Genomic DNA, 24754 nt, shown 5'->3' with positions numbered 1-24754 from the left:
ATGAAAAACCAACCAGCATCCTTGAAATTAATGTCTTTATGTTTTTTAATGGCATTTTGGACGGTAGCTTTAATGCAGGCTCAAAAAGCTGAATCTGACCTTAAACTATGGTATACGGCGCCAGCGGCAGATTGGAATGAAGCATTGCCAATTGGTAACGGTCGTTTGGCGGCCATGGTTTTTGGGAATCCCATTACCGAGAATATTCAATTGAACGAAAGTACCTTGTGGGCTGGCGGTCCGCACCGTAATGATAATCCAAGGGCAAAAGAATCTTTGTCCAATATACGACAACTCATTTTTGAAGAAGACTATGATCAAGCTCACGGTATCGCTAATCGCGATTTTATTTCAAATACCTCTCATGGCATGCCCTATGAAACGGTGGGAAATTTAAGGTTGAATTTTAAAGACCAAGAAAATTACACCAATTACTACAGGGAATTGGATATTGAAAATGCAGTGAATACCACCATGTATTCGGTAAATGGTGTGAAATTTAAAAGAGAAGTTTTTACCTCTTTTACGGATGAGGTCATTGTAATGAGGTTAACAGCCAATAAAGAAGCTCAAATTAGTTTTACGGCAACTATGGATCGCCCAGAACCGGCTAAAGTTAGGTTGTTTACTGAAAACAGTGATGTTTTGGTCATGACAGGTTTTGGTAGTGATAATAAGAACAAGCGTTTGCCAGAAGAGTCTGAGCCGGTTAAAGGTGAAGTAGAATTTGATGCCAGAATAAAAATTGTTCCGGAAGGTGGAAAAATTGTTTCTACGGCAAGTGAATTAAAGGTAACAAATGCAAATAGTGTGATGCTGTACATTTCAATAGCTACAAATTTTGTGGACTACAATGATGTAAGTGCAGATGCTCATAAAAATGCAGCAGACTATTTGGCTAAAGCATCCTCTAAAAGATATGACCAATTGTTAAGCCGTCATTCAAATTTTTACCAAAAGTATTTTAATAGGGTCTCATTACATTTAGGTAGTACAGATGCTGCAAAAAATCCTACTGATGTTAGAATAAAAGAATTTAGTACCGGTATAGATCCATCGCTAGTTGCCTTGTATTTTCAATTTGGCAGGTATTTATTGATTTCATCTTCGCAACCAGGTGGTCAGCCGGCCAACTTACAGGGCTTATGGAACAACCTATTGGTACCACCTTGGAAAAGTGCCTATACCGTAAATATCAATACAGAAATGAATTACTGGCCTGCTGAGGTTACCAATTTATCTGAAATGCATGAGCCATTAATTGAAATGGTAAAAGATCTTGCAGTAACGGGAAAAGAAACCGCAAAGGTTATGTACGGTGCAGATGGGTGGGTAACTCATCACAATACAGATTTATGGAGAATTACCGGTCCTGTAGATGGGGCAACTTGGGGAATGTGGCCAACTGGCGGAACATGGTTAAGTCAGCATTTATTCGATACCTATGAATTTAGTGGTGATATGAATTATTTAAAAACGGTTTATCCAGCTATGAAAGGTGCCGCTGAGTTTTGTTTGAGTATGTTAACTCCAGAACCTGAAAATGATTGGTTGGTAATATCACCTTCGATATCCCCTGAACATGGACCCAAAAACCGTTCTAAAAATGTATTTATCGCGGCAGGTACTACCATGGATAATCAATTGGTGTTCGATATCTTGACAAAAACAATAAGAGCGGCAAAATTACTAGGGGTAGATGATAAAATGGTATATAAAATGCAGTCGGCTTTAGCGAAACTACCTCCTATGAAAATAGGTCATCATCATCAGCTTCAAGAATGGATGCAAGATTTAGATGACCCCACCGATGATCACCGTCACGTATCTCATTTGTACGGTTTATATCCTTCAAATCAAATATCGCCCTATAGAAATCTGGAGTTATTTCAAGGTGCCAAAAATACTTTGATACAAAGGGGAGATCCTTCTACCGGGTGGTCAATGAACTGGAAAATTAATTTGTGGGCTAGAATGCTAGATGGCAACCATGCCTATAAATTAATGGGCGATCAAATAAAATTAGTTGGCAGACCAGACTCGCCTAAAGGCGGAGGTACTTATGCCAATATGCTAGATGCTCACCCGCCATTTCAGATTGATGGTAATTTTGGGTTCACCTCTGGTGTAGCGGAGATGTTGGTTCAAAGTCATGATGGGGCAATTCACTTATTACCTGCATTACCAGATGTATGGGCAAAGGGCAAGGTAATGGGGCTTCGGGCTAGGGGAGGTTTTGAGATCAAGGAGTTGGAATGGAAAGATGGTAGAGTTGTAAAAGCTATAATCCGATCTAATCTAGGCGGAAACCTTCGTGTACGAGGGTATGATAGATTGAAGGATCAAAACGGTAATGAATTTAAAGTTGCGACCACGGAAAACGTGAACCCGTTTTATCAAGTGCCACAAATTAAAAAGCCCGTCATATCTATAACAGATCCAGAAGAGCTTATTTTAAAACCTACATTCTTATATGATATAGCTACAAAAGTTGGGCAAGAAGTTATGCTACTTGCCAAGTAGTTTTATGAATTAAAATCAGGTTTGCCCTTCAATTACTTAAAAACCTTATTTCTAGGCATAATAGGCAATAATTTATAGAAGTTGAATAATAAGAGATACATGTTTTATTCAATAAAGAATAAACTTGTATAGATCAATAATCAACAACTTTTAATTTATTCTTACCTATGAGGAATTTTTTATCGAACACTTCAATTTTCAAGTCCATAGTTTGTGCATTTTTGCTGATCCAAATAGCATGCGCACCAAATAATGAAAAGAATATAGATGCAGAAGTGGTTATTTATGGAGGCACATCTGCAGCAATTGCTACAGCGGTACAATTGGCAAGAATGAATAAATCGGTCATTATTGTATGTCCGGAAACCCATATAGGCGGTCTCTCATCTAGCGGACTAGGATTTACCGATCTGGGAAATAAGGAAGTCATTGGGGGTATTTCAAAAGAGTTTTATCAAGAAGTATACAAACACTACCAGAATAAAGAAGCTTGGAACTGGCAACCAAGAGAGGAATATGGTAATGAAGGGCAAGGCACCACCGCCATAGATGATGAGCTCAAGACCATGTGGACATTTGAGCCTCATGTTGCTGAACAAATTTTTGAGCAATTTGTAAGGGAGCATAACATTACCATACATCGCAATAAATGGCTAGATAGGGAAAAAGGTGTAGAAGTCGAGAACGGAGTGATAAAATCTATTACCATGCTGAACGGGGAGAATTATAAAGCCAAGATTTTTGTTGATGCCACTTATGAAGGAGATTTAATGGCTGCCGCAGGTGTAAATTACCACGTTGGTAGAGAAGCTAATAGTGTTTATGGTGAGGAATGGAACGGTGTACAAAAAGGAATTTACCACCACAGCCACAACTTTCAACAGTTGAATATTAGTCCGTATGTAATACCCGGCGATTCTACTAGTGGTGTACTTCCTAGGATATCAACAGCACCACCGGGTGAAAATGGTTCAGGAGATAAAGGGGTGCAGGCTTATAATTATAGATTATGCACTACTAACGCAGAAGGCAATGTGGTTCCTTTTGAGAAGCCTGAGAATTATGATCCAGCACAATATGAATTGCTGAGAAGAGTATTTGAAGGTGGTAGATATTCCATGTTCGGAGGGGGCAAGATTCCCAATAAAAAGCGCGATGTTAATAACGTAGGACCGTTCAGCTCTGATAATATTGGAATGAATTATGACTACCCGGAAGCATCTTATGAAAGGAGAAAGGAAATTTTACAAGAGCATATAGACTATCACAAAGGTTTGCTTTATTTCTGGGGTCATGATGAAAGTGTGCCAGAACGGTTTAGGACAAGCATAAAAAAGTGGGGTCTTGCCAAAGATGAGTTTGTGGACAACGGTCATTGGCCCTACCAAATTTACGTTCGCGAAGCAAGGAGGATGATCGGGGAATTTGTCATGACGGATAATGAGATACTTGGAAAAAAGAAAGTATTAAAACCTATAGGTATGGGCTCCTATGCCATGGATTCACATAACGTTCAACGCTATATAACCAAAGAAGGCTATGTGCAAAACGAAGGTGATTTGGGTATAGAGCCAGACACTCCCTATCAAATACATTTAGGTACAATATTGCCAAAGCAGAAAGAATGTAAAAATTTATTGGTTCCTGCTGCGGTCTCTAGTTCGCATATTGCCTTTGGATCCATAAGAATGGAGCCTGTATTTATGATTTTAGGTCAGAGTGCCGGTACCTTGGCAGGAATGGCCATAGATGGGGAGAAAAATATTCATGATGTTGCATATTCCGCTTTAAAGCAGCAATTGATTAAAGACGGCCAGGTGTTGGAATATCAAGGACCAGATGATGTAGCTAAATGAGAATAAGTACAGGACATATTGTTTTCATCATATTGTTAATTACATCTTCAATATCAACCTATGCTCAAGTAATAAATGCAGGAGTGAGAGGTAATACTGTAGTAGATCTTTTAGAAAGATTAAATGATGATGTATTGATTAAATCTCCGGATTTGGTGATAGTAATGGTTGGTACAAATGATATGCTGAATTCTAAAAAGTTGGCTTCATATCAAGCGTATGAGGATTATTTAGAGCGCATTGTCATACGCATAAAGCAAATGAAAAGTAACGTTGTGCTTATGACATCTCCACCGGCAGATTCTGTCTATTTATTTAAAAGACATGATAAGAAGTTGTTTAAAGAATCGCCTAATGTGAAGTTGGATAGTGCAAGAAATAGGGTTCATCATGTGGCAAAAAAATTATCGGTGCATTATTTGGATTTATTTCAGGTTTTTAATGATATGAATTTGCCCAAGCATAACAGCGATTTATTTTTTAAGAATAGTAGCAATAGTGGAGCTGCGGACGGCGTGCATCCTACGGCATTGGGCTATCGGTTTATTGGAGAATTTGTATTTCGATATTTAAAGGAAAATCTGTTATTGAAAAATCCACAAAAGATTATTTGTTTAGGCGATTCTATTACCTATGGCAGCGGAATGGTTGGTAGAGGAACAGCTACGGGAGATACGTATCCTGCAGTCCTTCAAGATTTTATAAATAATGAATACAACAGTATAAATAGATCAAGTAAAAACTGATAAAATGAAAAAAAGGAGAATGCACCAATTACTACTTGTTTTACTGATATTAACGGTAAATGTGAATTTCATCAATGGGCAATATCACAAAAAATTAGAGGAAGGTTTTGTACAACTGTTCAATGGTAAAAATTTTGATGGCTGGCATCTCAAATTAAAAAAAGGTGATAGTATCATGGCAAAAGAAGTATACGCTATAGAAGATGGTATGGTACATGTTTTTAAGCATATGCCAGATAGTTTAAATCTAAACACGGGAGAAAATGCCACTCATGGTTTATTCTATACTAATAAGAAGTATAGTAAGTACATACTTAGGTTTGAATATAAATGGGGAGAGAAAATCACCAATAATTTTGATGAATGGCAGTATGATGCGGGCTGCTATTACCATGTTTTTGATGATAAAGTGTGGCCTAAGGGTTTGGAATATCAGGTTCGATATAACCATATTACCGAAAGAAACCATACAGGCGATTTTTGGGGTGCTGGTGTAAGTTTAGATTGGACAGCTACTGAAGATGGCAAAACATTTTTATTGCCCAAAGATGGAGGTAAGGAAATGCGTAATATGAAAAATGAAATTTATGGGTATGCATCTCCTAAATATAATGCCTTGAACGGAAAATGGAATCAGTGCGAAATTATTGTAATGGGTAATGTATATACCATTCACAAGTTAAACGGTGAAATTGTGAATATGGGCACTAACCTTTCGGTGGAGGAAGGTATCATCGGTTTTCAATCGGAAACGGCAGAAATATTTTATCGAAACATAGAAATCAAAGAATTCGATAAGGTTATTCCCATTGAAAAATTTCTAAATTAAAAGTAACTCATAAATGCTTATAATTTATATGGAATGAACTATAAATTATATCGCATAGCCATATTAAAAATTACTTTCGATATAAGAGCCATAATTCAGCAGTTCTATTGTTATTGGTAAGTTGAACTAAGGGGACAGATCTTGATGAAATTAAATGAAATCAAAGAATGAATAAAGTCAGAGTTTTGAGCAAAGTAATCGTAGTTTTTTTAATAGCTATTGTTGGTCTTGGTTGTAAGGGTAAAGAGAAGAATAAACCGGTTGAGGTAAAAAAAAAACCTAACTTTTTATTTGTTCTGGTAGATGATCAATCTCCTTTCGATTTTAAATTTTACGATTCTACTTCAACTTTAGATGCCCCAACGATAACCAAATTGGCAAAAGATGGTTTAATAGTAGATGATGCCAGACACATGGGGGCTATGGTGGGTGCGGTTTGTACCCCATCTAGACATATGATCATGAGTGGGAGAACGGTTTGGAGCCTACCTTCTATGCAAGGATACATCAACCCTAACGCACCTGAAAATTTGGAGGAAAACACCATTGGTGCCATTTTCAATAGGGCAGGGTACAGCACCATGCGCACATGTAAAAAGGGAAATTCATATCCAAAGGCGAACAAACAGTTTACCGTGGTGAAAGATGCTACAAAACGCGGAGGAACAGAAGAGTCTGGTAGTGCTTGGCATGCTGATCAAGTATTGACTTATTTAGACGGTAGGGAAGAAACAGCAGACGAAAATCCGTTCTTTATTTATTTTGGTCTTTCGCATCCACATGATATTCGGGACGGTACGCCAGAATTATTGGCAAAGTATGGTGCAACAAATCATACCGATAAGAACAATCTTCCGCCTGCAAATGAAAATCAACCACCCTTACCAGAAAATTATTTAAATGCCCACCCTTTTCATCATGGGCATTTAGAATTACGTGATGAAGAAAATGTTAGTGGTGTTTGGAAAAATAGGGATGAGCAAACCGTTAGAAACGAAATAGGGAGGGAATATGCCTGTTCAGAAAATATTGATATTCAATTGAACAAGGTCTTAAACAAATTAGAGGCTATGGGAGAATTGGATAACACCTATGTTATTTATACTTCTGACCATGGAATAGCGGTTGGGCGTCACGGCTTAATGGGGAAGCAGAATTTATATGAGCATTCATGGAGGGTGCCATTAATTGTAAAAGGTCCTGGTATAAAGGCAAATCAGCGTGTTAAGGGCAATATATATCTGACCGATATTTTGCCAACCCTGTGCGATTTAGCCGAAATAGAAATACCGGAAACGGTACAAGGGAAAAGTTTTAAGCCTATTCTTATGGGAGAGCAAGAAAGCCTTAGAGAGGTCATGTACGGCGTGTATGCTGGCGGTTCAAAACCAGGTATGCGTACCGTAAAAAAAGGAGATTGGAAATTAATAAAATATGATGTTTTAGACGGTAAGGTTCGTGAGACACAATTGTTCAATCTTGCGGAAAATCCTAATGAATATATAGCAGAACATAGTAAACCTACAGAAATGCAAAATGACTTGGCAGAAAACCCAAAATACGCAGCTAAGTTGGCAGAAATGGAAAAATTACTTTTAAAGGAAATGGAAAATTACGGAGATCCATTCAGGTTATGGGATCAAGAAACTAAATAACTATACATGATGATTTTAAAAAACACACGTAATATTACAATTTTAACGCTACTATTTTTTAGCGTATTAATGAGTTGGGCGCAACAAGCTAAAACAACGGAGCAGCCTAATATCATTATTTTTCTTTGTGATGATCTAGGGTATGGAGATCTATCATCATATGGGCATCCTTTCATAAAAACTCCGAATATTGATAAGTTAGCGGCAACGGGCATTAGAATGACAAATTACTATGCTGCAGCACCGGTTTGTTCTCCTTCCCGTGTAGGGTTGTTAACGGGGCGTAGTCCCAATAGAGCAGGGGTGTACGACTTTATACCAGGTCCTAAGAAAAGTGAGGATTTAAGGGATAAGGTCCACTTGCAAGAAGGAGAGGAAACCATACCGGCAATGTTAAAAACCGTGGGTTATGAAACTGCTTTGGTTGGCAAATGGCACTGTAGTTCTTTATTTAATAATCCTGCACAACCACAACCAGATTATTTCGGGTTCGACCATTGGTACGCTACCCATAACAATGCATCGCCAAGTCATAAAAATCCAAAGAATTTTGTTAGAAACGGAGAGAAGGTTGGTCAGCAAGAAGGGTTCAGTTGTCAATTGGTGGTAGATGAAGCTATGAGCTGGTTAGATAATAGAAAAGGAGATCATCCATTTTATTTACAGGTAACCTTTCATGAACCTCATGAACCGGTAGCTTCACCAGAAGATCTAGTACAGGAGTACTTGCCATATTCCAATGGTCTTGCTGAAGCCGAGTTTTTTGCAAATGTTGCCAATGTAGATAAGGCTGTGGGCAGGTTATTGGCATATTTGGAAGAAAAAGGAACAGAAAACACCTTGGTCATTTTTACTTCTGATAACGGACCGGAAACATTTACACGTTACCCTGGCGCAAAAAGGACCTTTGGGCAAACAGGTGGTTTAAAAGGGAGAAAATTATGGACCACAGAGGCAGGTATTCGTGTTCCTGGTATTGTGAATTGGATAGGAAAACCTATGTATACTGGTACTACGGATGCTGTTGTATCCGCATTGGATTTTCTGCCTACATTATCAGAGCTTACCGGAGCCAAATTACCAAATAAAGAGTTAGATGGTGAATCCTTTTTATCCCTGATTAAAACAGGGAAATTTGAAAGAAAGAAACCATTGGTTTGGGGTTTTTACAATGCCTTAAACCAACATAAAGTTGCTATGAGATATGGTGATTATAAAATATTGGCACGTTTAAAAAACAACGGTGAATATCTTCCACAGATAATGAATGTATACGATGGTAATGAAGCTTTGATCAAAGAAAGTGAACTAACCGATTATGAGTTATACAATTTAATTGAGGATAAAATGGAGTCCGCAAATCTGGTAGAAACAGAGCCCGAAAAATTTACGGAAATGAAAAAATTACTTCATGCGGAGTACGGTAAGTTGCTAGAAGGTAGTCATATATGGAGAAATGAAGTAGACTAAGTAATAGTGGGGTGTAATATTAATGTTTTATTGTAAATGTATTTTATGAAAAAGGTGATAGCTTTTGTTTTTATACTTTTTATGAGCTTACATCTCATGGCCCAACAAAAAAATGTGCTTGTTATCTGTATAGATGATTTAAGACCGGAATTAAAATCTTTTGGTGCAGCATATATACATTCCCCTAACATAGACAGCTTAGTAAATAAGGGTAGGGCATTTACAAGGCACTATGTAAATGCCCCAAGTTGCGGTCCATCGCGTTATGCGTTTTTAACAGGACTATATGGATTGCAGTATAGGGGTGATGCTAATCAATCTTTATTCAAAAGGGCAGAAGAACTATCTGAAGATTCCAAAACTATTTCTCCAAGTATGCCAGAATGGTTCCGCAAAAATGGGTATACCACGGTATCGGTAGGTAAAGTTTCTCATCATCCCGGTGGTAGAGGAGGTACACTTTGGAATGATGATCAAGTACCTGAAATACCTAATGCTTGGGATAAGCATATTATGCCCGTTGCGGAATGGGAAACACCTAAAGGAGCAATGCATGGCTTGGCGTATGGTAAAGTGCGTACACCCAATAATAGGGACATCATTGAATCGGTTAATGGTGATGATAAAAGTTATCCGGACGGTCATATTGCAGAAGAAGGTTTGCGGCAACTTGATCTATTGTCTAAAAATGATAAACCCTTCTTTTTGGCAATAGGGCTCATAAAACCACACCTTCCTTTTGGGGTTCCTGAGCACTATTTAAAGTATTATGATGATGTTGAAATTCCTGCTTCTCCACATACCTATAAACCAAAAGGGAAAACCACATGGCACGGCTCGGCAGAGTTCATGAATTATAATAGATGGGATAAGGATCCTAATATTGATGAGGGATTCGCTTTACAGCTTAAAAGGTATTACGCCGCATGCGTTAGTTATGCCGATAAGCATGTGGGTGATATCATTAAAAAGTTAAGGCAAACGGGTGCGGATAAAAATACGATAGTGGTTTTATGGGGAGATCATGGTTGGCATTTGGGAGAACATGCAATCTGGGGCAAACATAGCTTATTTGAAGAATCTTTAAGATCACCGTTAATAATTTATGACCCTTCCATGACTGGGAAAGGTCAAAAAAGTAATGCCATTGTAGAATCGGTCGATGTCTTTCCAACATTATGCGAATTAACGGATTTGCCCGTTCCTAATTTTACCAAAGGATCATCTTTAATGCCCATTTTAAAAGATGCCAAGGCAAGTGGTCATGAAGCTGTGGCAATTAAGGCACATGCTACTACCATACGAACAAATCAATACAGATTGGTTCAACATAAAAGCGGCGAAGTAGAATTGTATGACCATAATACACCAAAGGGTGAAGTGCTCAATATCGCAGAGGATCATCCAGAGACCGTACGGCGTTTAAAAAAATTGATTACTGCCAAAATGGGAATAAAAGCTTTTGTTTTCGCTGATTGATAAATAGCCCATTGGTAAGTAAGTGTATAGCTATAGGTTATCATCACTTTGCAATATAATTTATATACATGGAGCATAGATTTATAGCCTTATAAGTTCAAAGAATTGATATTAGTGGACAATTATCAATACAGAAAAAATGGTAGGTATTTTGTCTTTAATAGCTGTTGAACAAAAAATGGCATTATGCTGTAAAATGTTACGGCGAAATATATGGTTACCTATTATTTTGTTTGGTTTGGTTTTGGTAGCACAGGTTAAGGTGTATCCTGCACCAAATGGAATACAATTAGCTAAAACATATAAGGTAGCGGTAGATGGCTTAGATGTTCCTGTTTACTCTACTAAAATACCACCGTCTAAGCCCATACCAAGGTTGAATCCTTTACGGGGTGAGTTCGGTAAAGCATTTATTGCTTCTTTTGATATGAAGGGGAGTGCATCAGTTTCTATTGCATATCATGAAAAAGTGGAATCGGTAAAGATTTTGCCCTCGTCGTATAACATAAAACCGAATTTTAAAGGTAATATCGTTGATTTTCAATTAGATGAACCCGGTCATGTAACTATTGAAATTAACGGAGAGTGGCATGAATCTTTACATATTCTAGCCAATCCTTTTGAAGAAAATATACCCGATCCCAATGATCCTAATGTCATTTATTTTGGACCGGGAATTCATAATGTATCACATATAACAATTACTGATGGGCAGACCTTGTATGTTGCAGGTGGAGCCTATATAAATTGTGTAGTTCCGGAAAAAGAGGAAGAAATTGAAATTAGAGGGCAATTAAGAAAAAAACCAACATTTATTTTAGAAGGAAAAAATGTAAGTATAAAAGGTCGTGGCATAATTGATCAAAGTGGCATTCCAAAAAAAGAAAGACGATACACTATTTTGGCGCTTAAAGCAGAAAACGTAAAAATAGAAGGTGTAACAATTTTTGACCCTAGTCATTGGACCATTCCTATTCAAAGTAGTGATAATATACATGTTGATAATATAAAAATCATAGGTTGGCGTGGTAATGCAGATGGTGTTGATATTACCAGTAGTAGAGATGTATTGGTAGAGAATTGTTTTATGAGAACGTTTGATGATGCTGTAGTGATAAAGTCCTTTGGCGGATATGGAGAGGTGAAAAACGTTCACACAAGAAAGTGTGTGGTTTGGAATGAGCTAGCCCATGCTTTTAGTATTGGGGCAGAGGTTCATGAAAATATCAGTAACGTACTTTTTGAAGATAGTGATGTTATACATGACGTAGGTAGGGAGACAGCGTTAAGGGTATATCATTGTGATGATGCGGTAATAAGCGATGTCACTTTTGATAATATCAGAATTGAGGAAGCCCGTAGGTTGATTTCCTGTTGGATAGGAAAAACACGCTGGACGGAAACCATGGAACGCGGACATATTAAAAATGTAACCTTCAAAAATATTACGGCAACTTCCGCGCCAATAGATACCACACTTACAGGGTTTCAAGATGGACCAGATTGGAAACCTTATAGCATTAAGGATCAAGCAAGTATGGAATTGATCGGTTATGATAAAGATCATATTGTTGAAGGGGTAGTTTTTGACAATGTAATTCTAGACGGTAAAAAAATTGAAGTTGAAAATGTAATCATCAATGACTTTGTTAAAGATGTTGAGGTCAAGAAATAAATAAGCAACAATCCAGATAAAGCTAACAATCATTCTTAGGAAAATAGAGCAATTTTAAGGTGTAAGAAAAAAGAATATATGAAACAGATAAAGCCATTTGGCAATCATTTATGCGTAATTGCGGTGCTAATGATGTTCTTCTCGTGTGCTGAGAATAAAGAAGAAGCACCAAGAAAACGACCAAATATTTTGTTCATCATGTCAGATGATCACGCGTACCAAGCTATAAGTGCGTATGACAGTAAATTGATACAAACACCAAATATAGATAGGTTGGCAAAAGAAGGTATGTTGTTTACCAATGCCAGTGTTACCAATTCAATTTGTGCGCCATCAAGGGCAACAATATTAACAGGAAAGCATACCCATATCAATGGTAAAATAGATAATTTAATGCCTTTTGATACTACACAGGTTACTTTTCCTCAGATTTTTCAAGAAAACGGGTATGAAACTGCTATGTTTGGAAAGTTACATTTTGGGAATAATCCAAAAGGTGTGGACGAGTCTATGATATTACCTGATCAGGGATTTTATCTGAATCCGGATTTTATAGATACTAAAGGGGATACTACGACTATTACTGGTTATGTTACGGATATCATTACCGATTTAACATTGGGTTGGTTGCAAGAAAAGCGCAACAAGGAAAAGCCGTTTATGATGATGTACATGCATAAGGCGCCACATAGACCATGGTGGCCAAGTCCGGAAAAGTTTGCGGAGTTTACGAATAAGGAATTTCCAGAACCTGAAACCCTTTTTGATGATTATAAGAATAGGGGCACCGCTGCAAAAACGGCGGAAATGAATCTATTGACCCATATGATGTATAGTCATGATAGTAAAATTAGACCAGAACTTCTTCAAGAAATGGGTGATAAGGTATCACCAAAAGTTGAGGAATTCGAGAATGGTTTTTATGGTCCTTATGGCAGGGCAAATGCAGCTCAAAAAGCGAAATACGATGTGGTTTTAGACAAAATAAATGCTGATTTTAAAGCAAATTGGCCAAACATGACCGAGCAGGAAAAAATGCGATGGAAGTATCAACGCTACATGCAAGATTATTTAGCCTGTATTTCATCTGTGGATGATAATATTGGTCGTGTTTTGGATTATTTGGATGAAAGCGGATTGGCAGAAAATACAATAGTTATTTATACTTCTGACCAAGGGTTTTATTTAGGTGAGCATGGCTGGTTCGATAAAAGATTTATTTATGATGAGTCTTTTAAGACACCGTTATTGGTTCGTTGGCCCAATAAAATTACCCCTGGTAGTAAAGAAAATGAAATGGTACAAAACCTGGATTTTGCACCCACCTTACTTGAAGCCGCCAATATTCCTGTACCAACGGATATGCAAGGGGAGAGCTTAATGCCCTTACTAACGGGAGAAAAGGAAAAATGGGATAGAGAAGCGGTGTATTACCAGTATTATGAATACCCTAGTGTACATATGGTAAAACGTCACTATGGTATTGTGACCAAAGAATATAAGCTGATTCATTTTTATTATGATGTTGATGAATGGGAATTGTATGATAGATTAAAAGATCCTCAAGAGCTAAACAACGTTTTTAATGATCCAGCGTATGCATCAGTAGTCAAAGAAATGAAAACAAAGTTAGATGAGCTCCGGGTAAAATATGGAGATTCATCTGAATTGGATCAGAAGTATATAGAGATTTATAAAAACATGAAAACAGAAAAGGAAAATGATTTTTGGTAAAAAAATAGATAAAAGTATTGTAATAAAAACCTTAGTTGTTGTTCATTTTTTGATTTGTAGTACGTCTTTATCTGCGCAAACCGAAGTTGCTTCATTGGCAGCTTTGGTACCCTATTTAGCGCAAGATAGTGTCAATGTAGTTGTAAAGAAAGGTGTATATAATATCACGGTAAAAGATATAGAAAATGGCACGTTTAAGTCTCACACAAATATTGATGATCATAATGCATTGGTGCTATTGTTGTTTAGTGGCAATAATAGTACTTATGATTTTACGGATGTGATTATAAATGTAGAAACAAAGGTTCTTACGGCATTTAAGAACTATCGTGAATTTTATGAACTTCAAATAACGGGTAATAACAATGTTATTAAGAACTTAACCCTTGCAGATGTAGGATCTGTGTATGATCATCCAACTAGAAGGGCTTGTAATGTGGTTATGGATGGAGCTAGCAACAGAATAGAAGGTCTACATTTAAGTACCAAAGGATCTTACCCGTATGGTTATGGAGAAACGTTTGGGAAAGGAGGCAAAAATGTAATCCCTCATTTTAAGCATTCTGCCTTTTTGGTTCGGGGTTATAAGAATCATGTGAAAAACTGTACAATAATTCACCGATCTTATGGACATGCCTTGTTTATGCAGGCGGCAGATGAACCGTTAATTGAAGGTTGTTATATAGAAGGTACCATGCGATCAACAGATGATATGCTTGCCGAAACCGGAACGGGTACAGATGGAGATAAAGCAGGGTTCATGACATATTTTGGGTATAAGTTGCCACCAGGTTATATGATGAGCCTGGGCGAAGGAGGTATAAGAGCATATAATGGAGGGGAAACTATAATTAATGGTGTGGAGTATAACCGTGGAACTTCTAACCCAACGATCATTAATTGCACGGTAAAGAATATGAGGGCAGGTGTAACACTGACCCATGCAACAGGTAAAAAGTATGTGTCGGGAACCGCAACTATTGGTTGTGAGAGAGGTTTTTGCATTGGCACGGGAGATATTGTAGATTGTTATGCAGATACCCAATATGGTCCAGCACTTGGGGTAGATTATATTACGGACAGTGGTACAAATGCAGATATAACCTTGCTACCGTATGAAGGGGAGTCCTATAACGGTAGTGGTCATGCAGCCATCATTATAGGAAGCAATCATAAAATTACTCTTAGGAGTGCTATCCCTGATCCTGATCAGAATTTAAAAATTCAAATTGGTGGTGATAACAAAACGATAGGCTTACTAAAATCAGATGAAAATTATACCGCATCGCATATTTTACTTCATAATTTAACAGCGTATCCGGTTGTTCTCGATGAAGATAGCAGTGGTATTAAGGGAGTATCTGCGGGTAAGGTTATAGATGAAGGGCAAAATAATCACCTTTCTTATAAATCAATTTTTCAAGATTAGAATACAAATAACGCACAAGAATTATAATATATCTATGTTTTTAAAATCAAATCTATCGGTATTCAAGTTTCATAAAATATCCTTAGTCCTTTTTGGGGCTATGACCATACTATGCACATCTTGTGAAGAGGAGAAAGATTCGGTCTCCACCGTTGAAAAAAAGCCTAATGTAATATTGATATTGGTAGATGATCAAGGTTATGGTGATATTGCGGCTTTGGGTAACCCATATATAAAAACGCCTAATATAGATAAGCTGCACGCTACAAGTGCCAGATTTACGGATTATCATGTAAATCCTACATGTGCGCCAACAAGGGCAGCACTTTTAACAGGGCATAATGCAAATAGAACGGGAGTTTGGCATACCATTAACGGTAGGTCTTTATTATTGGAACGAGAAACGACCATGGCCGAAATATTTAAGGAGAACGGCTATTCCACTTCAATTTTTGGTAAATGGCATTTAGGGGATAACTATCCGTTTAGGCCAGAGGATAATGGTTTTGATGAGGTATTGTCTCACGGCGGTGGCGGTATGGAACAAACTATGGATTATTGGGATAACGATTATTTTGATGACATGTACATACATAATGGGGAATTGAAAAGATTTGAAGGGTACAGTACGGATATTTGGTTCAATGAGGCAATTAAGCATATTGAAAAAAATAAGGATAAACCTTTCTTTTGTTACCTACCTACCAATACTGCGCATTCACCATATTTTGTGGCTGATAAGTATATAGCACCATACAAGGATAATGAAGCCATTCCGTTACCAGCTTTTTATGGTATGATCGCCAATATAGATGAAAATATAGGTAAGTTGGTTGACTATCTGGAAACCTCAGAATTGATGGATAATACCATACTTATCTTCACCACCGATAATGGTACCGCACAAGGAGCCAAAACAGATGGACACCGATTAGACGGCTTTATTAAGAAAGGTTTCAATGCAGGTATGCGTGGGGTAAAAGCAAGTAAATACGAGGGTGGTCACCGTGTGCCACTATTTATCCATTGGAAGAATGGAGGAATTACTGTTGGCAAGGATATTAATGAGTTGACCGCTCATTTTGATGTATTGCCAACTTTGGTAGAAATGTGTGGTTTAGAGGTGAATGATGATATTTCTTTTGATGGAAAGAGTTTGCTGCCCTTGATCAAAGGGGAAAGCAATGATTTTAAAGAACGTATTGTAATTACCAATTCTCAGCGTACCGAGAATCCTGAGCCATGGCGTAGAACGTCATTAATGCAAGGTAAGTGGCGATTGGTAGATAGTACCGAGCTTTATAATTTAGAAACTGATCCAGAACAGCGAGAGAATATCGCCTCTATGCATCCTGAAAAAATGAAACAATTTAAGGATGCATATGATCAATGGTGGCAAGATTTGCTTCCAACGTATAATGATCTTCCAAGAATTTATGTTGGCCATGAAAAGGAAAATCCTACCAAATTGTATTGTCATGATTGGCATACAGAAGGAGATAGCCCTTGGCACCAAAGGCATATAAGAACGGGTTATAGGGATAATGGTTATTGGGCAATACATGTAGACCAGCCAGGTACATATTCAGTAAAACTGCGTAGATGGCCAGAAGAAACACAGTTGGCCTTAAATGCAGAGGCACCTATTAGACCAGCAAAAGAAGGAACCAGTGTTTCTGCAAGTAAACCCGGTAAATCTTTACCAATTACCAAAGCGAGGTTAAAAGTGCAGCATTTCAATAGTGAAATTAAAATGGATCCTACTCAGGAATATGCAGAATTTAAGGTGGATTTAACCGAAGGGGAAGCTGAATTACAAACATGGTTTACATTGGATAATAATGAAACACTTGGTGCATATTTTGTAAGCCTAGAAAAAATTGAATAGGTTAATTGATTGATTTTTAAGGGTTAAATATATTGTGATTCATAATTTATCGATAATGAATCATGAGTTATAAGTATATGGGGATTATTTTTTCATATTGCATAAGGTCATTAGGCAACTTAAACAGGTTATGAGTAAACACAATCAAAATTTTAATTTCACAGCATTGGTGTTAATGACCTTTCTGTTTAATTATGGCTGTGCCCAAACGGCTAAAGTAATGGCTTTGAATGATTCTTTAGAAGTGCGATCTACACTTTTATATGAGGAAAATTTTAATGAAGACCTAAATTCTTGGCAGGTGGAACAGATGCCTGGGGGAATAGCTAAAATCAATAATGAAAAGCTTGAAATTGATGATGTCGCAGGTTGTACAATTTGGTTTAAAAAAGAATTATCCGGACCAATAATGATCGAATACGATGCCTATATCATATCTGACGGAGGTGAAAACGACCGGGTTTCTGATATGAACTGTTTTTGGATGGCAAAAGATGTAGAACATCCTGATAATTTATTTGAAAATTCAGCCAAAAGACACGGTAAGTTTACAAATTATGATAGTCTACGGCTGTATTATATGGGCGTAGGTGGTCATGACAATACCAAAACCAGATTTAGAAGATATGTAGGCAATGGGGAAAGACCGTTATTGGCGGCACATGATTTTTCTAAACAGGAGTTTTTGTTAGAGCCCAATACCACGTATCATATTAAAATCATTGCGTATGACAATGTTATTCAATATTACAGAAATGGAGTCAAAATGATCGATCTAAATGATGATGATCCTTATACCAGTGGATATTTTGGGTTCAGAACGGTGAATAATCATATGACAATTGATAACTTTAAAGTATACAGATTAAAACAATAATAAATATATAATTAAATGTCTACAACCTATAATACAAGATACGCTTCTAGCCCAGAGGCAGTTAAGAAATATGACACAACAGCTTTAAGGGACGAGTTTTTGATCAATGACCTTATGAAAGAGGGCGAGATCAATTTAACCTACACCCATTACGATCGCTATATTGCTGGTTCTGCAGTGCCAAAATCTAATTTGAAACTGGAAACTATTGATCCTTTAAAGGCAGCGTTTTTCTTGGAGAGAAGAGAAATGGGTATCATCAATGTAGGTGATTCAGGAGCCGTTGAAGTAGACGGTGAAAATTATAGTCTTAGTCATAAAGACGCGCTCTATATTGGCATGGGGGCAAAAGATGTCATTTTTAAAAGTGATGACCCTAAAAAACCGGCTAAGTTTTATATCAATTCAGCACCGGCACATACCAATTTTCCAACTAAAAAAGTAAGTTTGGAAGAGGCGAATAAATTGGAGCTGGGGTCTTTGGAAACTGCAAACCATAGAACGGTTAGTCAAATGATTATTGGTGGTGTGGTTACTACATGTCAGTTGCAAATGGGTATGACCAAGTTAAAGACCGGTAGTGTTTGGAACACTATGCCGGCACACGTACACGATCGTAGAATGGAGGTGTATTTTTATCTAGATGTGCCAGAAGGTCAAGCAGTTTGTCATTTTATGGGTCAACCCCAAGAAACAAGACATATATGGATGCATAACCACCAAGCGGTAATTTCACCACCATGGTCTATACATTGTGGGTCAGGAACTTCAAATTACACCTTTATCTGGGGTATGGCAGGTGAGAATTTAGATTACAGTGATATGGATGTTGCTGCAATAACAGAATTAAAGTAAAATTATGTCTACAGAATTATTTAGTTTAAAAGGAAAAGTGGCATTGGTAACCGGTAGCACCCATGGTCTAGGTATGGCAATGGCAAAAGGATTGGGACTTGCAGGTGCAAAGTTGATCGTTAATGGTAATTCATCGCAAACTAAGATTGATGATGCCGTTGCATTTTATAAATCATTGGGTATAGATGCATACGGATTCAAGTTTAACGTAACTGATGAAAAAGCGGTTGAAAAAGCTATTAACGATATTCAAGCTTCAGTAGGCACTATTGATATTCTTGTGAATAATGCAGGGATTATTAAAAGAACACCTCTAGAAGAAATGGAAGTTGAGGACTTTAAAGAAGTTATAAATGTTGATTTAGTGAGTCCGTTTATAGTATCCAAACATGTGGTGAAAACCATGATAGCCAGAAAGCAAGGTAAGATTATTAATATTTGCTCAATGATGAGTGAATTGGGTAGAAATACCGTAGGGGCTTACGCGGCCGCAAAAGGCGGATTAAAAATGTTGACCCAAAATATGGCTACCGAATGGGCTAAGCATAACATACAGGTCAATGGTATAGGACCAGGGTATTTTGCAACCAGTCAAACCGCGCCTATACGTGTAGATGGTCACCCTTTCAATGAATTTATTGTAAATAGGACACCGGCAGCAAAATGGGGAGACCCAGATGATTTGGCAGGTGCAGCGGTATTTTTATCGTCTAAGGCGAGCGATTTCGTAAACGGACATATTTTGTATGTAGATGGTGGTATTTTGGCAACCATTGGTAAACCAAGTAATGAAAACTAAAATTATGATAAACCAGATCCATTTAAAGTATTGTGCAGTAGTAGTTACCTTATTTTTAATAGGCTGTACAGGTGAAAAACCGTTAGAAATTGAAGTTGTAAATCATTTGAATATTGATCGGTCATTGGAGACCGTTGAAATTGATTTGGCACTTTTACAATCTGACGAATCTTTAAAATTGGTCACGGGAAAATCATACAAGGTCAGTGAAGTAGGTAGTGGTACTGAATTAGTTTCGCAACTAAGTGATATTGATGGAGATGGCGCGGTAGATGTTCTTCTGATTCAACCGGAAATAGCGGCAAATTCAAGTAAAACTTTTAACATCTCACTTAAGGAGGCTGTAGCAGGGTCAGAAGATATTCCAACATGTTATTCAAGATTTGTTCCGGAGCGAACGGATGATTATGCTTGGGAAAATGATAGGGTAGCATTTAGAACCTATGGTCCTGTAGCGCAAAAAATGATAGAGGACAGTATACCCGGAGGAACATTATCCAGTGGTATGGATGCGTGGTTAAAAAGGGTGGATTATCCAATAATCAATAAATGGTACAAGAAAGAATTGGAAACTGAAGGCACTTACCATGAAGATGATGGTGAGGGTTTGGATAATTTTCATGTTGGCACCAGCAGAGGAGTAGGTGGTATTGCTGTCAAGGTGGACACTACATATCAATTTTCAAGAAATTTTACAGATTATAAAACTATTGAAACCGGACCGCTTAGAACTAGTTTCTGGATTACGTACGCACCATGGAGGGCAGGAGATAAAACCATAGCGGAAAAGAAGTTTATTTCTTTGGATCGTGGAAGTAACCTGTCTAAATACAGAGTTGAAGTCAACGGCTCGGAAACCATTTCCGTTGGCCTTACACTTCATGAAAAAGATGGGGAAATTGCTGCTGAGGTAGAACAGGGTTGGGTCAGTTATTGGGAACCATATTTTGGCTCTGAATTAGGAACAGGTGTCGTAGTTCCTTCCAACGCTATGTTGGGATATGATAAATATATGACCAATGCCAAAGATCTAAGTAATTTGTATGCACAAGTTAAAGTGATAAATGGCGAAGCGGTTTATTATACCGGATTTGGATGGAAAAAAAGCAAACAATTTAATAGCAAAGAAGAGTGGAACGCTTATTTAAAGGAATTTGCCCAAAAGGTGAACGCACCATTAGAAGTTAAAGTGAAGTAGTTGGTTACTTATACGGATGATTGTTTTGCACCATAGTTGAGTTATATGAACTCATAGCAAAACAATCATCCATTTTATATTAGTTGATTTTTTTAATCAAATGATTTGGAAAATCTTTCGTGTTCTCACAGCATACTTGCTCCATTACCTGTTGTAATTCGGTCTTTAATAATGAAATCGTATGATTTCCTCCTTCATTTCCCAATGCCGCTACACCGTACATAAAAGAACGACCTAAAAAGGTGAATTCAGCCCCAGAAGCCATTGTTCTGGCAATATCTGGACCAGAGCGTAAGCCGCTATCCATCATAACTTTTATTTGGTCGCTATATTTTTCTGCAATTCTAGTCAACGGTCTTATAGTAGATTCCCCTGCATCTAATTGTCTACCACCGTGGTTAGAAACAATAATACCATCAATACCCAGTCGTATGGCTTTTTCGGTATCCATTTCAGAAGCCACGCCTTTGAGTACCAATTTACCTTTCCACATATCGCGGATAGGTTTAATCTTTTCCTCGTTTAATCTGCCGGTAAAAGTTTGATCCATGAATTTTCCTAGTTGTTTTAAATCTAGGTTTTTTGGCATGTAAGGCTTAAGCGTTTCAAAGTTGGGCTGACCATGAATTAGGGTTTTCATTGCCCATTCTGGTTTTCCTAAAATTTGTAGAATATTCTTTACGCTCATTTTTGGTGGCATAGCCAATCCATTTCTAATATCCCTTGGTCTAAATCCAAAAGTTGGTACATCTGATAAAATGACTAGAACCGGGCATTCTGCCTGTGCAGCTCGGTTGATCATATCATCGCGTAATCTATTTTCGGTCGGATGATATAATTGAAACCATGCCTGACCTTCGGTAATTTCAGAAATTCTTTCAATACTACTTGTAGAAACCGTACTTAAAACAAAGGGTACATTGTGCTCAAAAGCCGCCTTGGCTAGAATTTCCGGTGCATTGGGCCACATGAGCCCCTGGAGACCAACTGGTGCTATACCAAAAGGAGCATCGTATGTATGCCCAAAAAGTTCGGTTTTCATATCTGATCCCGTATGCTTACTTAAATAGCTGGGCGATAATTCCACTTTTCTGATATCGCTCGTATTTTTAATGAGGTTCACATCTTCATTACAACCACCATCCAAATATTCAAAAGCAAATTTTGGAATTTTTTTCTTCGCCTTGTTTCTTAAATCGGTAACTGAAGGGTATTTGTTGTTAATGGCAATTTTTGCTTTACTCATAATTCAAATATTTTGTTCATTAGTCGCCATTTTTCTCCTGGTTTTGAGTTTGGTATAGCTTGTTGATACTTCCACATTAAAGTTTCCCATTCTTGCACTTTGACATTTCTTTCATCAGCTTGTTGCTTTTTGTCAAATGAGAATAAGGGGTTGGTTTCCATAATCATGAAAAGCCTGTTTTCTACTAGATAAATATCTAAATTTTCAATGTGAGAACCTTTGATACTTTCAATAATTTCTGGCCACACATTTTTATGGTGCTCAATATATTCGTTGATCAAGGTTTCATCGTTCTTTAAATCTAACGCAAAACAATGTTTTTGATTCTTCATGCTAATTCTGATAATATTTATGGGTCATTTGTCCGTAGAAAGCAATAACCACAAAACAGATTAATGGTAATATAAAAGAAAAGTTGACCTCGGATAACCCTAGTATTTCCGTGTCATTGACACCAAATCCGCCAACGTCTATTATTTTACCCTGTAGACCAGGCATTAAGGCACCACCAACGATAGCCATAACAAGACCTGCAGCACCAATTTTAGATTCCTCTTCTTCTAAATTTTCTAAGGCAATACCATAAATTGTTGGGAACATTACGGACATGCATAATGATAGTGCTACCAAACAATAAAGCCCTATGGTACCTATTAAGAACATGGTTCCCAAAGATGCCATAATAGCAGCAATGGCATATAATAACAGTAATTTTCCAGAGGATATAAACCTTAGAAGATACGTGCCCATTACCCTGCCTACTAAAAAGAGGATAAAGGCGATAATTTGATAATTTGCGGCGGTTTCACTTTCCAAACCAATAGCCTCTGCATATTGGTAAATATAGGTCCAACACATAATCTGTGCTCCAACATAGAATATTTGGGATACTACACCAAAGACATATTTTTTATTCTTTTTCAACGAATTAAATGTATGGGACAGGCTAGGTATGTTGCCATCTCCTTTTGATTGTGGCATTTTACTAACGGCGATCAACACCAAAATTGCCAAAATAACCAAGCCTAAGACTACATAGGGATCTCTGATCACCATTAAATCTGAAGTTCTTATGAGAGATTTTTTTGCTTCGGATAAGGCACTATAATTTTCAACATCGTCAGATTGTAAATTTTTAAGTACAAATTGCTGGGCCACTAAAAGTCCCAATAACAGACCAATAGGGTTAAAGGCTTGTGCCAAGTTTAATCTTTGGGTCGCGGTTTTAGGGTCGCCCATTGCCAATATGTAAGGGTTGGCGGTTGTTTCTAAAAAGGCAAGACCAAATGTTAGAATATATAGACCCAAGCAGAAGAACCAAAATTGTTCTGTTATGGCCGCAGGATAAAAAAGTAATGCGCCTACGGCATATAAGGCCAAACCAATGATAACACCTACTTTATAGGAATATTTGCGAACAAATAACGCTGCCGGTAAGGCCATACAAAAATAACCACCATAAAAAGCCATTTGTACCCATGCAGCCTGAGAATTAGATAGTTCCAATACCTTTTTAAAGGCTTGTACCATAGGATCCGTAACGGCATTTGCAAAACCCCAAAGAGCGAATAAAGAAGTTATTAAAATAAATGGTAACAAAGTTTTTCTTGATACAATGGGTGTTTTATCTGTCTTTGACATTGGTGGAGAGTTTTGTTGTTAAGTTGAAAGGTTAGAAAGCAAAGTCAGCGTTATAGGGCGCGGTCCAAATGGCTGTAGCCACCATCTACAAATATGAGTTGACCTGTGGTATGACTGGATTTTTCAGAAAGTAAGAAAGCGACCATATCTGCAATTTCTTCTGCTGTGGTCATTCTATTTTCTAAAGGAATTTTTTCGGTAATCTTACCAAGTCTTTCTTCTGGGTTTGGAAATGATTTTATCCAACGATCGTACAACGGTGTATAACATTCGGCAACAATTACGGCATTTACACGAATGGAATAGGGTAGTAGCTCAACCGCCCATTCTCTTGTAAGTGCATTTCTGCCTCCGTTTGCTGCGGCATAACCAGAAGTGCCACCTTGACCGGTTACCGAGGTTTTAGAGCCGATATTTACTATTGCTCCCTTGTTTCTTTTAAGTTCAGGCAGCGCATAGTGTGCCATCATGTAATAATGGGTAAGATTTCTGGAAATGGAACGCATAAAATCTTCATGATTACCATCTTCTAACCCTACCGAATCATTTACTCCGGCATTATTGACCAAGCCGTCAATTCTACCAAAACGTGCTATACAGCTATCAACGGCCTCTTTACATTTTTGAGGGTCTGTCAGCTCGGCAAAAGCATACCCTGCTTGTCCGCCTTCTTTTTCTATCTCAGAAATTACCGATACAATATTCGCTTTATTTCTACCTAGAATATATGGTATGGCACCTTCTTTTGCTAGGCAAATACTTATACCTCTACCAATTCCAGATGAACCTCCAGATACTATGATAACTTTATTTTTCAGATTTAAATCCATCGTTGGTAATTTTAATATGATTAA

The 24754-nt window shown here is 37.5% G+C and carries 19 protein-coding genes; 15 read left to right on the top strand and 4 right to left on the bottom strand.

From position 1 onward, the window contains the following. The 15 genes from CSC80_RS18235 (at position 1) to CSC80_RS18165 (ending at position 21013) form a co-directional block, all read left to right on the top strand. Positions 1 to 2523 carry a glycoside hydrolase family 95 protein gene (locus CSC80_RS18235; protein WP_236973439.1) on the top strand — a complete coding sequence of 841 codons (2523 nt, stop codon included), beginning with the start codon at positions 1 to 3 and terminating at the stop codon, positions 2521 to 2523. 167 nt (positions 2524 to 2690) lie between these two features. Further along, positions 2691 to 4379 (top strand): FAD-dependent oxidoreductase, encoded by a 1689-nt coding sequence (locus CSC80_RS18230; protein WP_099193338.1) that lies wholly within the window; start codon positions 2691 to 2693, stop codon positions 4377 to 4379. Further along, positions 4376 to 5125, top strand: coding sequence for a GDSL-type esterase/lipase family protein (locus CSC80_RS18225; protein WP_099193337.1), 750 nt, complete (start codon positions 4376 to 4378; stop codon positions 5123 to 5125). Before CSC80_RS18230 ends, CSC80_RS18225 begins: the two co-directional genes overlap by 4 nt. Positions 5126 to 5129: 4 nt before the next feature. Beyond that, positions 5130 to 5954, top strand: a complete 825-nt coding sequence (locus CSC80_RS18220) for a DUF1080 domain-containing protein (protein ID WP_099193336.1) — start codon at positions 5130 to 5132, stop codon at positions 5952 to 5954. 167 nt (positions 5955 to 6121) lie between these two features. Further along, positions 6122 to 7609, top strand: coding sequence for a sulfatase-like hydrolase/transferase (locus CSC80_RS18215; protein WP_099193335.1), 1488 nt, complete (start codon positions 6122 to 6124; stop codon positions 7607 to 7609). Positions 7610 to 7615: 6 nt separating this feature from the next. Beyond that, positions 7616 to 9079, top strand: a complete 1464-nt coding sequence (locus CSC80_RS18210) for a sulfatase-like hydrolase/transferase (RefSeq protein ID WP_201796651.1) — start codon at positions 7616 to 7618, stop codon at positions 9077 to 9079. 45 nt (positions 9080 to 9124) lie between these two features. Further along, positions 9125 to 10558: a sulfatase gene (locus CSC80_RS18205; protein WP_201796650.1), complete on the top strand. Its 1434-nt coding sequence runs from the start codon at positions 9125 to 9127 to the stop codon at positions 10556 to 10558. 139 nt (positions 10559 to 10697) lie between these two features. Next, positions 10698 to 12233, top strand: coding sequence for a glycosyl hydrolase family 28 protein (locus CSC80_RS18200; RefSeq protein ID WP_099193333.1), 1536 nt, complete (start codon positions 10698 to 10700; stop codon positions 12231 to 12233). A gap of 78 nt (positions 12234 to 12311) precedes the next feature. Then, on the top strand, positions 12312 to 13967 hold the full coding sequence (locus CSC80_RS18195; RefSeq protein WP_099193332.1) for a sulfatase: 1656 nt from the start codon (positions 12312 to 12314) through the stop codon (positions 13965 to 13967). After that, a complete protein-coding gene (locus CSC80_RS18190) occupies positions 13954 to 15396 on the top strand; it encodes a hypothetical protein (RefSeq protein WP_099193331.1) in 1443 nt (480 codons plus the stop codon). The genes CSC80_RS18195 and CSC80_RS18190 overlap by 14 nt, the downstream gene beginning before the upstream one ends. A 34-nt stretch (positions 15397 to 15430) precedes the next feature. Then, positions 15431 to 17284 (top strand): arylsulfatase, encoded by a 1854-nt coding sequence (locus CSC80_RS18185; RefSeq protein WP_201796649.1) that lies wholly within the window; start codon positions 15431 to 15433, stop codon positions 17282 to 17284. Between the two features lie 130 nt (positions 17285 to 17414). Beyond that, entirely contained in the window at positions 17415 to 18161 is a 747-nt protein-coding gene (locus CSC80_RS18180; protein WP_099193329.1) for a DUF6250 domain-containing protein, read from the top strand. Between the two features lie 15 nt (positions 18162 to 18176). Then, positions 18177 to 19016, top strand: a complete 840-nt coding sequence (gene kduI / locus CSC80_RS18175) for a 5-dehydro-4-deoxy-D-glucuronate isomerase (protein WP_099193328.1) — start codon at positions 18177 to 18179, stop codon at positions 19014 to 19016. Positions 19017 to 19020: 4 nt separating this feature from the next. After that, on the top strand, positions 19021 to 19815 hold the full coding sequence (locus tag CSC80_RS18170) for a gluconate 5-dehydrogenase (RefSeq protein ID WP_058105409.1): 795 nt from the start codon (positions 19021 to 19023) through the stop codon (positions 19813 to 19815). Beyond that, a complete protein-coding gene (locus CSC80_RS18165; RefSeq protein WP_236973438.1) occupies positions 19805 to 21013 on the top strand; it encodes a DUF4861 family protein in 1209 nt (402 codons plus the stop codon). The genes CSC80_RS18170 and CSC80_RS18165 overlap by 11 nt, the downstream gene beginning before the upstream one ends. Before the next feature lie 79 nt (positions 21014 to 21092). Here the strand turns inward: CSC80_RS18165 and CSC80_RS18160 are convergent, their stop codons facing one another. From CSC80_RS18160 to CSC80_RS18145, 4 genes are read right to left on the bottom strand one after another with little or no spacing between them, the layout of a single operon-like run. Then, on the bottom strand, positions 21093 to 22259 hold the full coding sequence (locus CSC80_RS18160; protein WP_074674465.1) for an alpha-hydroxy acid oxidase: 1167 nt from the start codon (positions 22257 to 22259) through the stop codon (positions 21093 to 21095). Further along, positions 22256 to 22591, bottom strand: coding sequence for an L-rhamnose mutarotase (locus CSC80_RS18155; RefSeq protein WP_058105411.1), 336 nt, complete (start codon positions 22589 to 22591; stop codon positions 22256 to 22258). The genes CSC80_RS18160 and CSC80_RS18155 overlap by 4 nt, the downstream gene beginning before the upstream one ends. A gap of 1 nt (position 22592) precedes the next feature. Continuing rightward, complete coding sequence (gene fucP / locus CSC80_RS18150; protein WP_099193327.1) at positions 22593 to 23900, bottom strand: L-fucose:H+ symporter permease; 1308 nt, start codon at positions 23898 to 23900, stop codon at positions 22593 to 22595. Positions 23901 to 23950: 50 nt separating this feature from the next. Continuing rightward, positions 23951 to 24730 (bottom strand): SDR family oxidoreductase, encoded by a 780-nt coding sequence (locus CSC80_RS18145; RefSeq protein ID WP_058105413.1) that lies wholly within the window; start codon positions 24728 to 24730, stop codon positions 23951 to 23953. Between the last annotated feature and the right edge of the window lie 24 nt (positions 24731 to 24754).

The organism is Maribacter sp. 6B07 (assembly GCF_002700155.1).
Lineage (GTDB): Bacteria > Bacteroidota > Bacteroidia > Flavobacteriales > Flavobacteriaceae > Maribacter > Maribacter dokdonensis.
This window is presented reverse-complemented; position numbering and strand designations above follow the sequence as displayed.

Excerpts from the sequence above, each read along its gene's own strand:
- CSC80_RS18235 (WP_236973439.1), top strand. The coding sequence starts at position 1 with ATGAAAAACCAACCAGCATCCTTGAAATTAATGTCTTTATGTTTTTTA.
- CSC80_RS18230 (WP_099193338.1), top strand. The coding sequence starts at position 2,691 with ATGAGGAATTTTTTATCGAACACTTCAATTTTCAAGTCCATAGTTTGT.
- CSC80_RS18225 (WP_099193337.1), top strand. The coding sequence starts at position 4,376 with ATGAGAATAAGTACAGGACATATTGTTTTCATCATATTGTTAATTACA.
- CSC80_RS18220 (WP_099193336.1), top strand. The coding sequence starts at position 5,130 with ATGAAAAAAAGGAGAATGCACCAATTACTACTTGTTTTACTGATATTA.
- CSC80_RS18215 (WP_099193335.1), top strand. The coding sequence starts at position 6,122 with ATGAATAAAGTCAGAGTTTTGAGCAAAGTAATCGTAGTTTTTTTAATA.
- CSC80_RS18210 (WP_201796651.1), top strand. The coding sequence starts at position 7,616 with ATGATGATTTTAAAAAACACACGTAATATTACAATTTTAACGCTACTA.
- CSC80_RS18205 (WP_201796650.1), top strand. The coding sequence starts at position 9,125 with ATGAAAAAGGTGATAGCTTTTGTTTTTATACTTTTTATGAGCTTACAT.
- CSC80_RS18200 (WP_099193333.1), top strand. The coding sequence starts at position 10,698 with ATGGTAGGTATTTTGTCTTTAATAGCTGTTGAACAAAAAATGGCATTA.
- CSC80_RS18195 (WP_099193332.1), top strand. The coding sequence starts at position 12,312 with ATGAAACAGATAAAGCCATTTGGCAATCATTTATGCGTAATTGCGGTG.
- CSC80_RS18190 (WP_099193331.1), top strand. The coding sequence starts at position 13,954 with ATGATTTTTGGTAAAAAAATAGATAAAAGTATTGTAATAAAAACCTTA.
- CSC80_RS18185 (WP_201796649.1), top strand. The coding sequence starts at position 15,431 with ATGTTTTTAAAATCAAATCTATCGGTATTCAAGTTTCATAAAATATCC.
- CSC80_RS18180 (WP_099193329.1), top strand. The coding sequence starts at position 17,415 with ATGAGTAAACACAATCAAAATTTTAATTTCACAGCATTGGTGTTAATG.
- kduI (WP_099193328.1), top strand. The coding sequence starts at position 18,177 with ATGTCTACAACCTATAATACAAGATACGCTTCTAGCCCAGAGGCAGTT.
- CSC80_RS18170 (WP_058105409.1), top strand. The coding sequence starts at position 19,021 with ATGTCTACAGAATTATTTAGTTTAAAAGGAAAAGTGGCATTGGTAACC.
- CSC80_RS18165 (WP_236973438.1), top strand. The coding sequence starts at position 19,805 with ATGAAAACTAAAATTATGATAAACCAGATCCATTTAAAGTATTGTGCA.
- CSC80_RS18160 (WP_074674465.1), bottom strand. The coding sequence starts at position 22,259 with ATGAGTAAAGCAAAAATTGCCATTAACAACAAATACCCTTCAGTTACC.
- CSC80_RS18155 (WP_058105411.1), bottom strand. The coding sequence starts at position 22,591 with ATGAAGAATCAAAAACATTGTTTTGCGTTAGATTTAAAGAACGATGAA.
- fucP (WP_099193327.1), bottom strand. The coding sequence starts at position 23,900 with ATGTCAAAGACAGATAAAACACCCATTGTATCAAGAAAAACTTTGTTA.
- CSC80_RS18145 (WP_058105413.1), bottom strand. The coding sequence starts at position 24,730 with ATGGATTTAAATCTGAAAAATAAAGTTATCATAGTATCTGGAGGTTCA.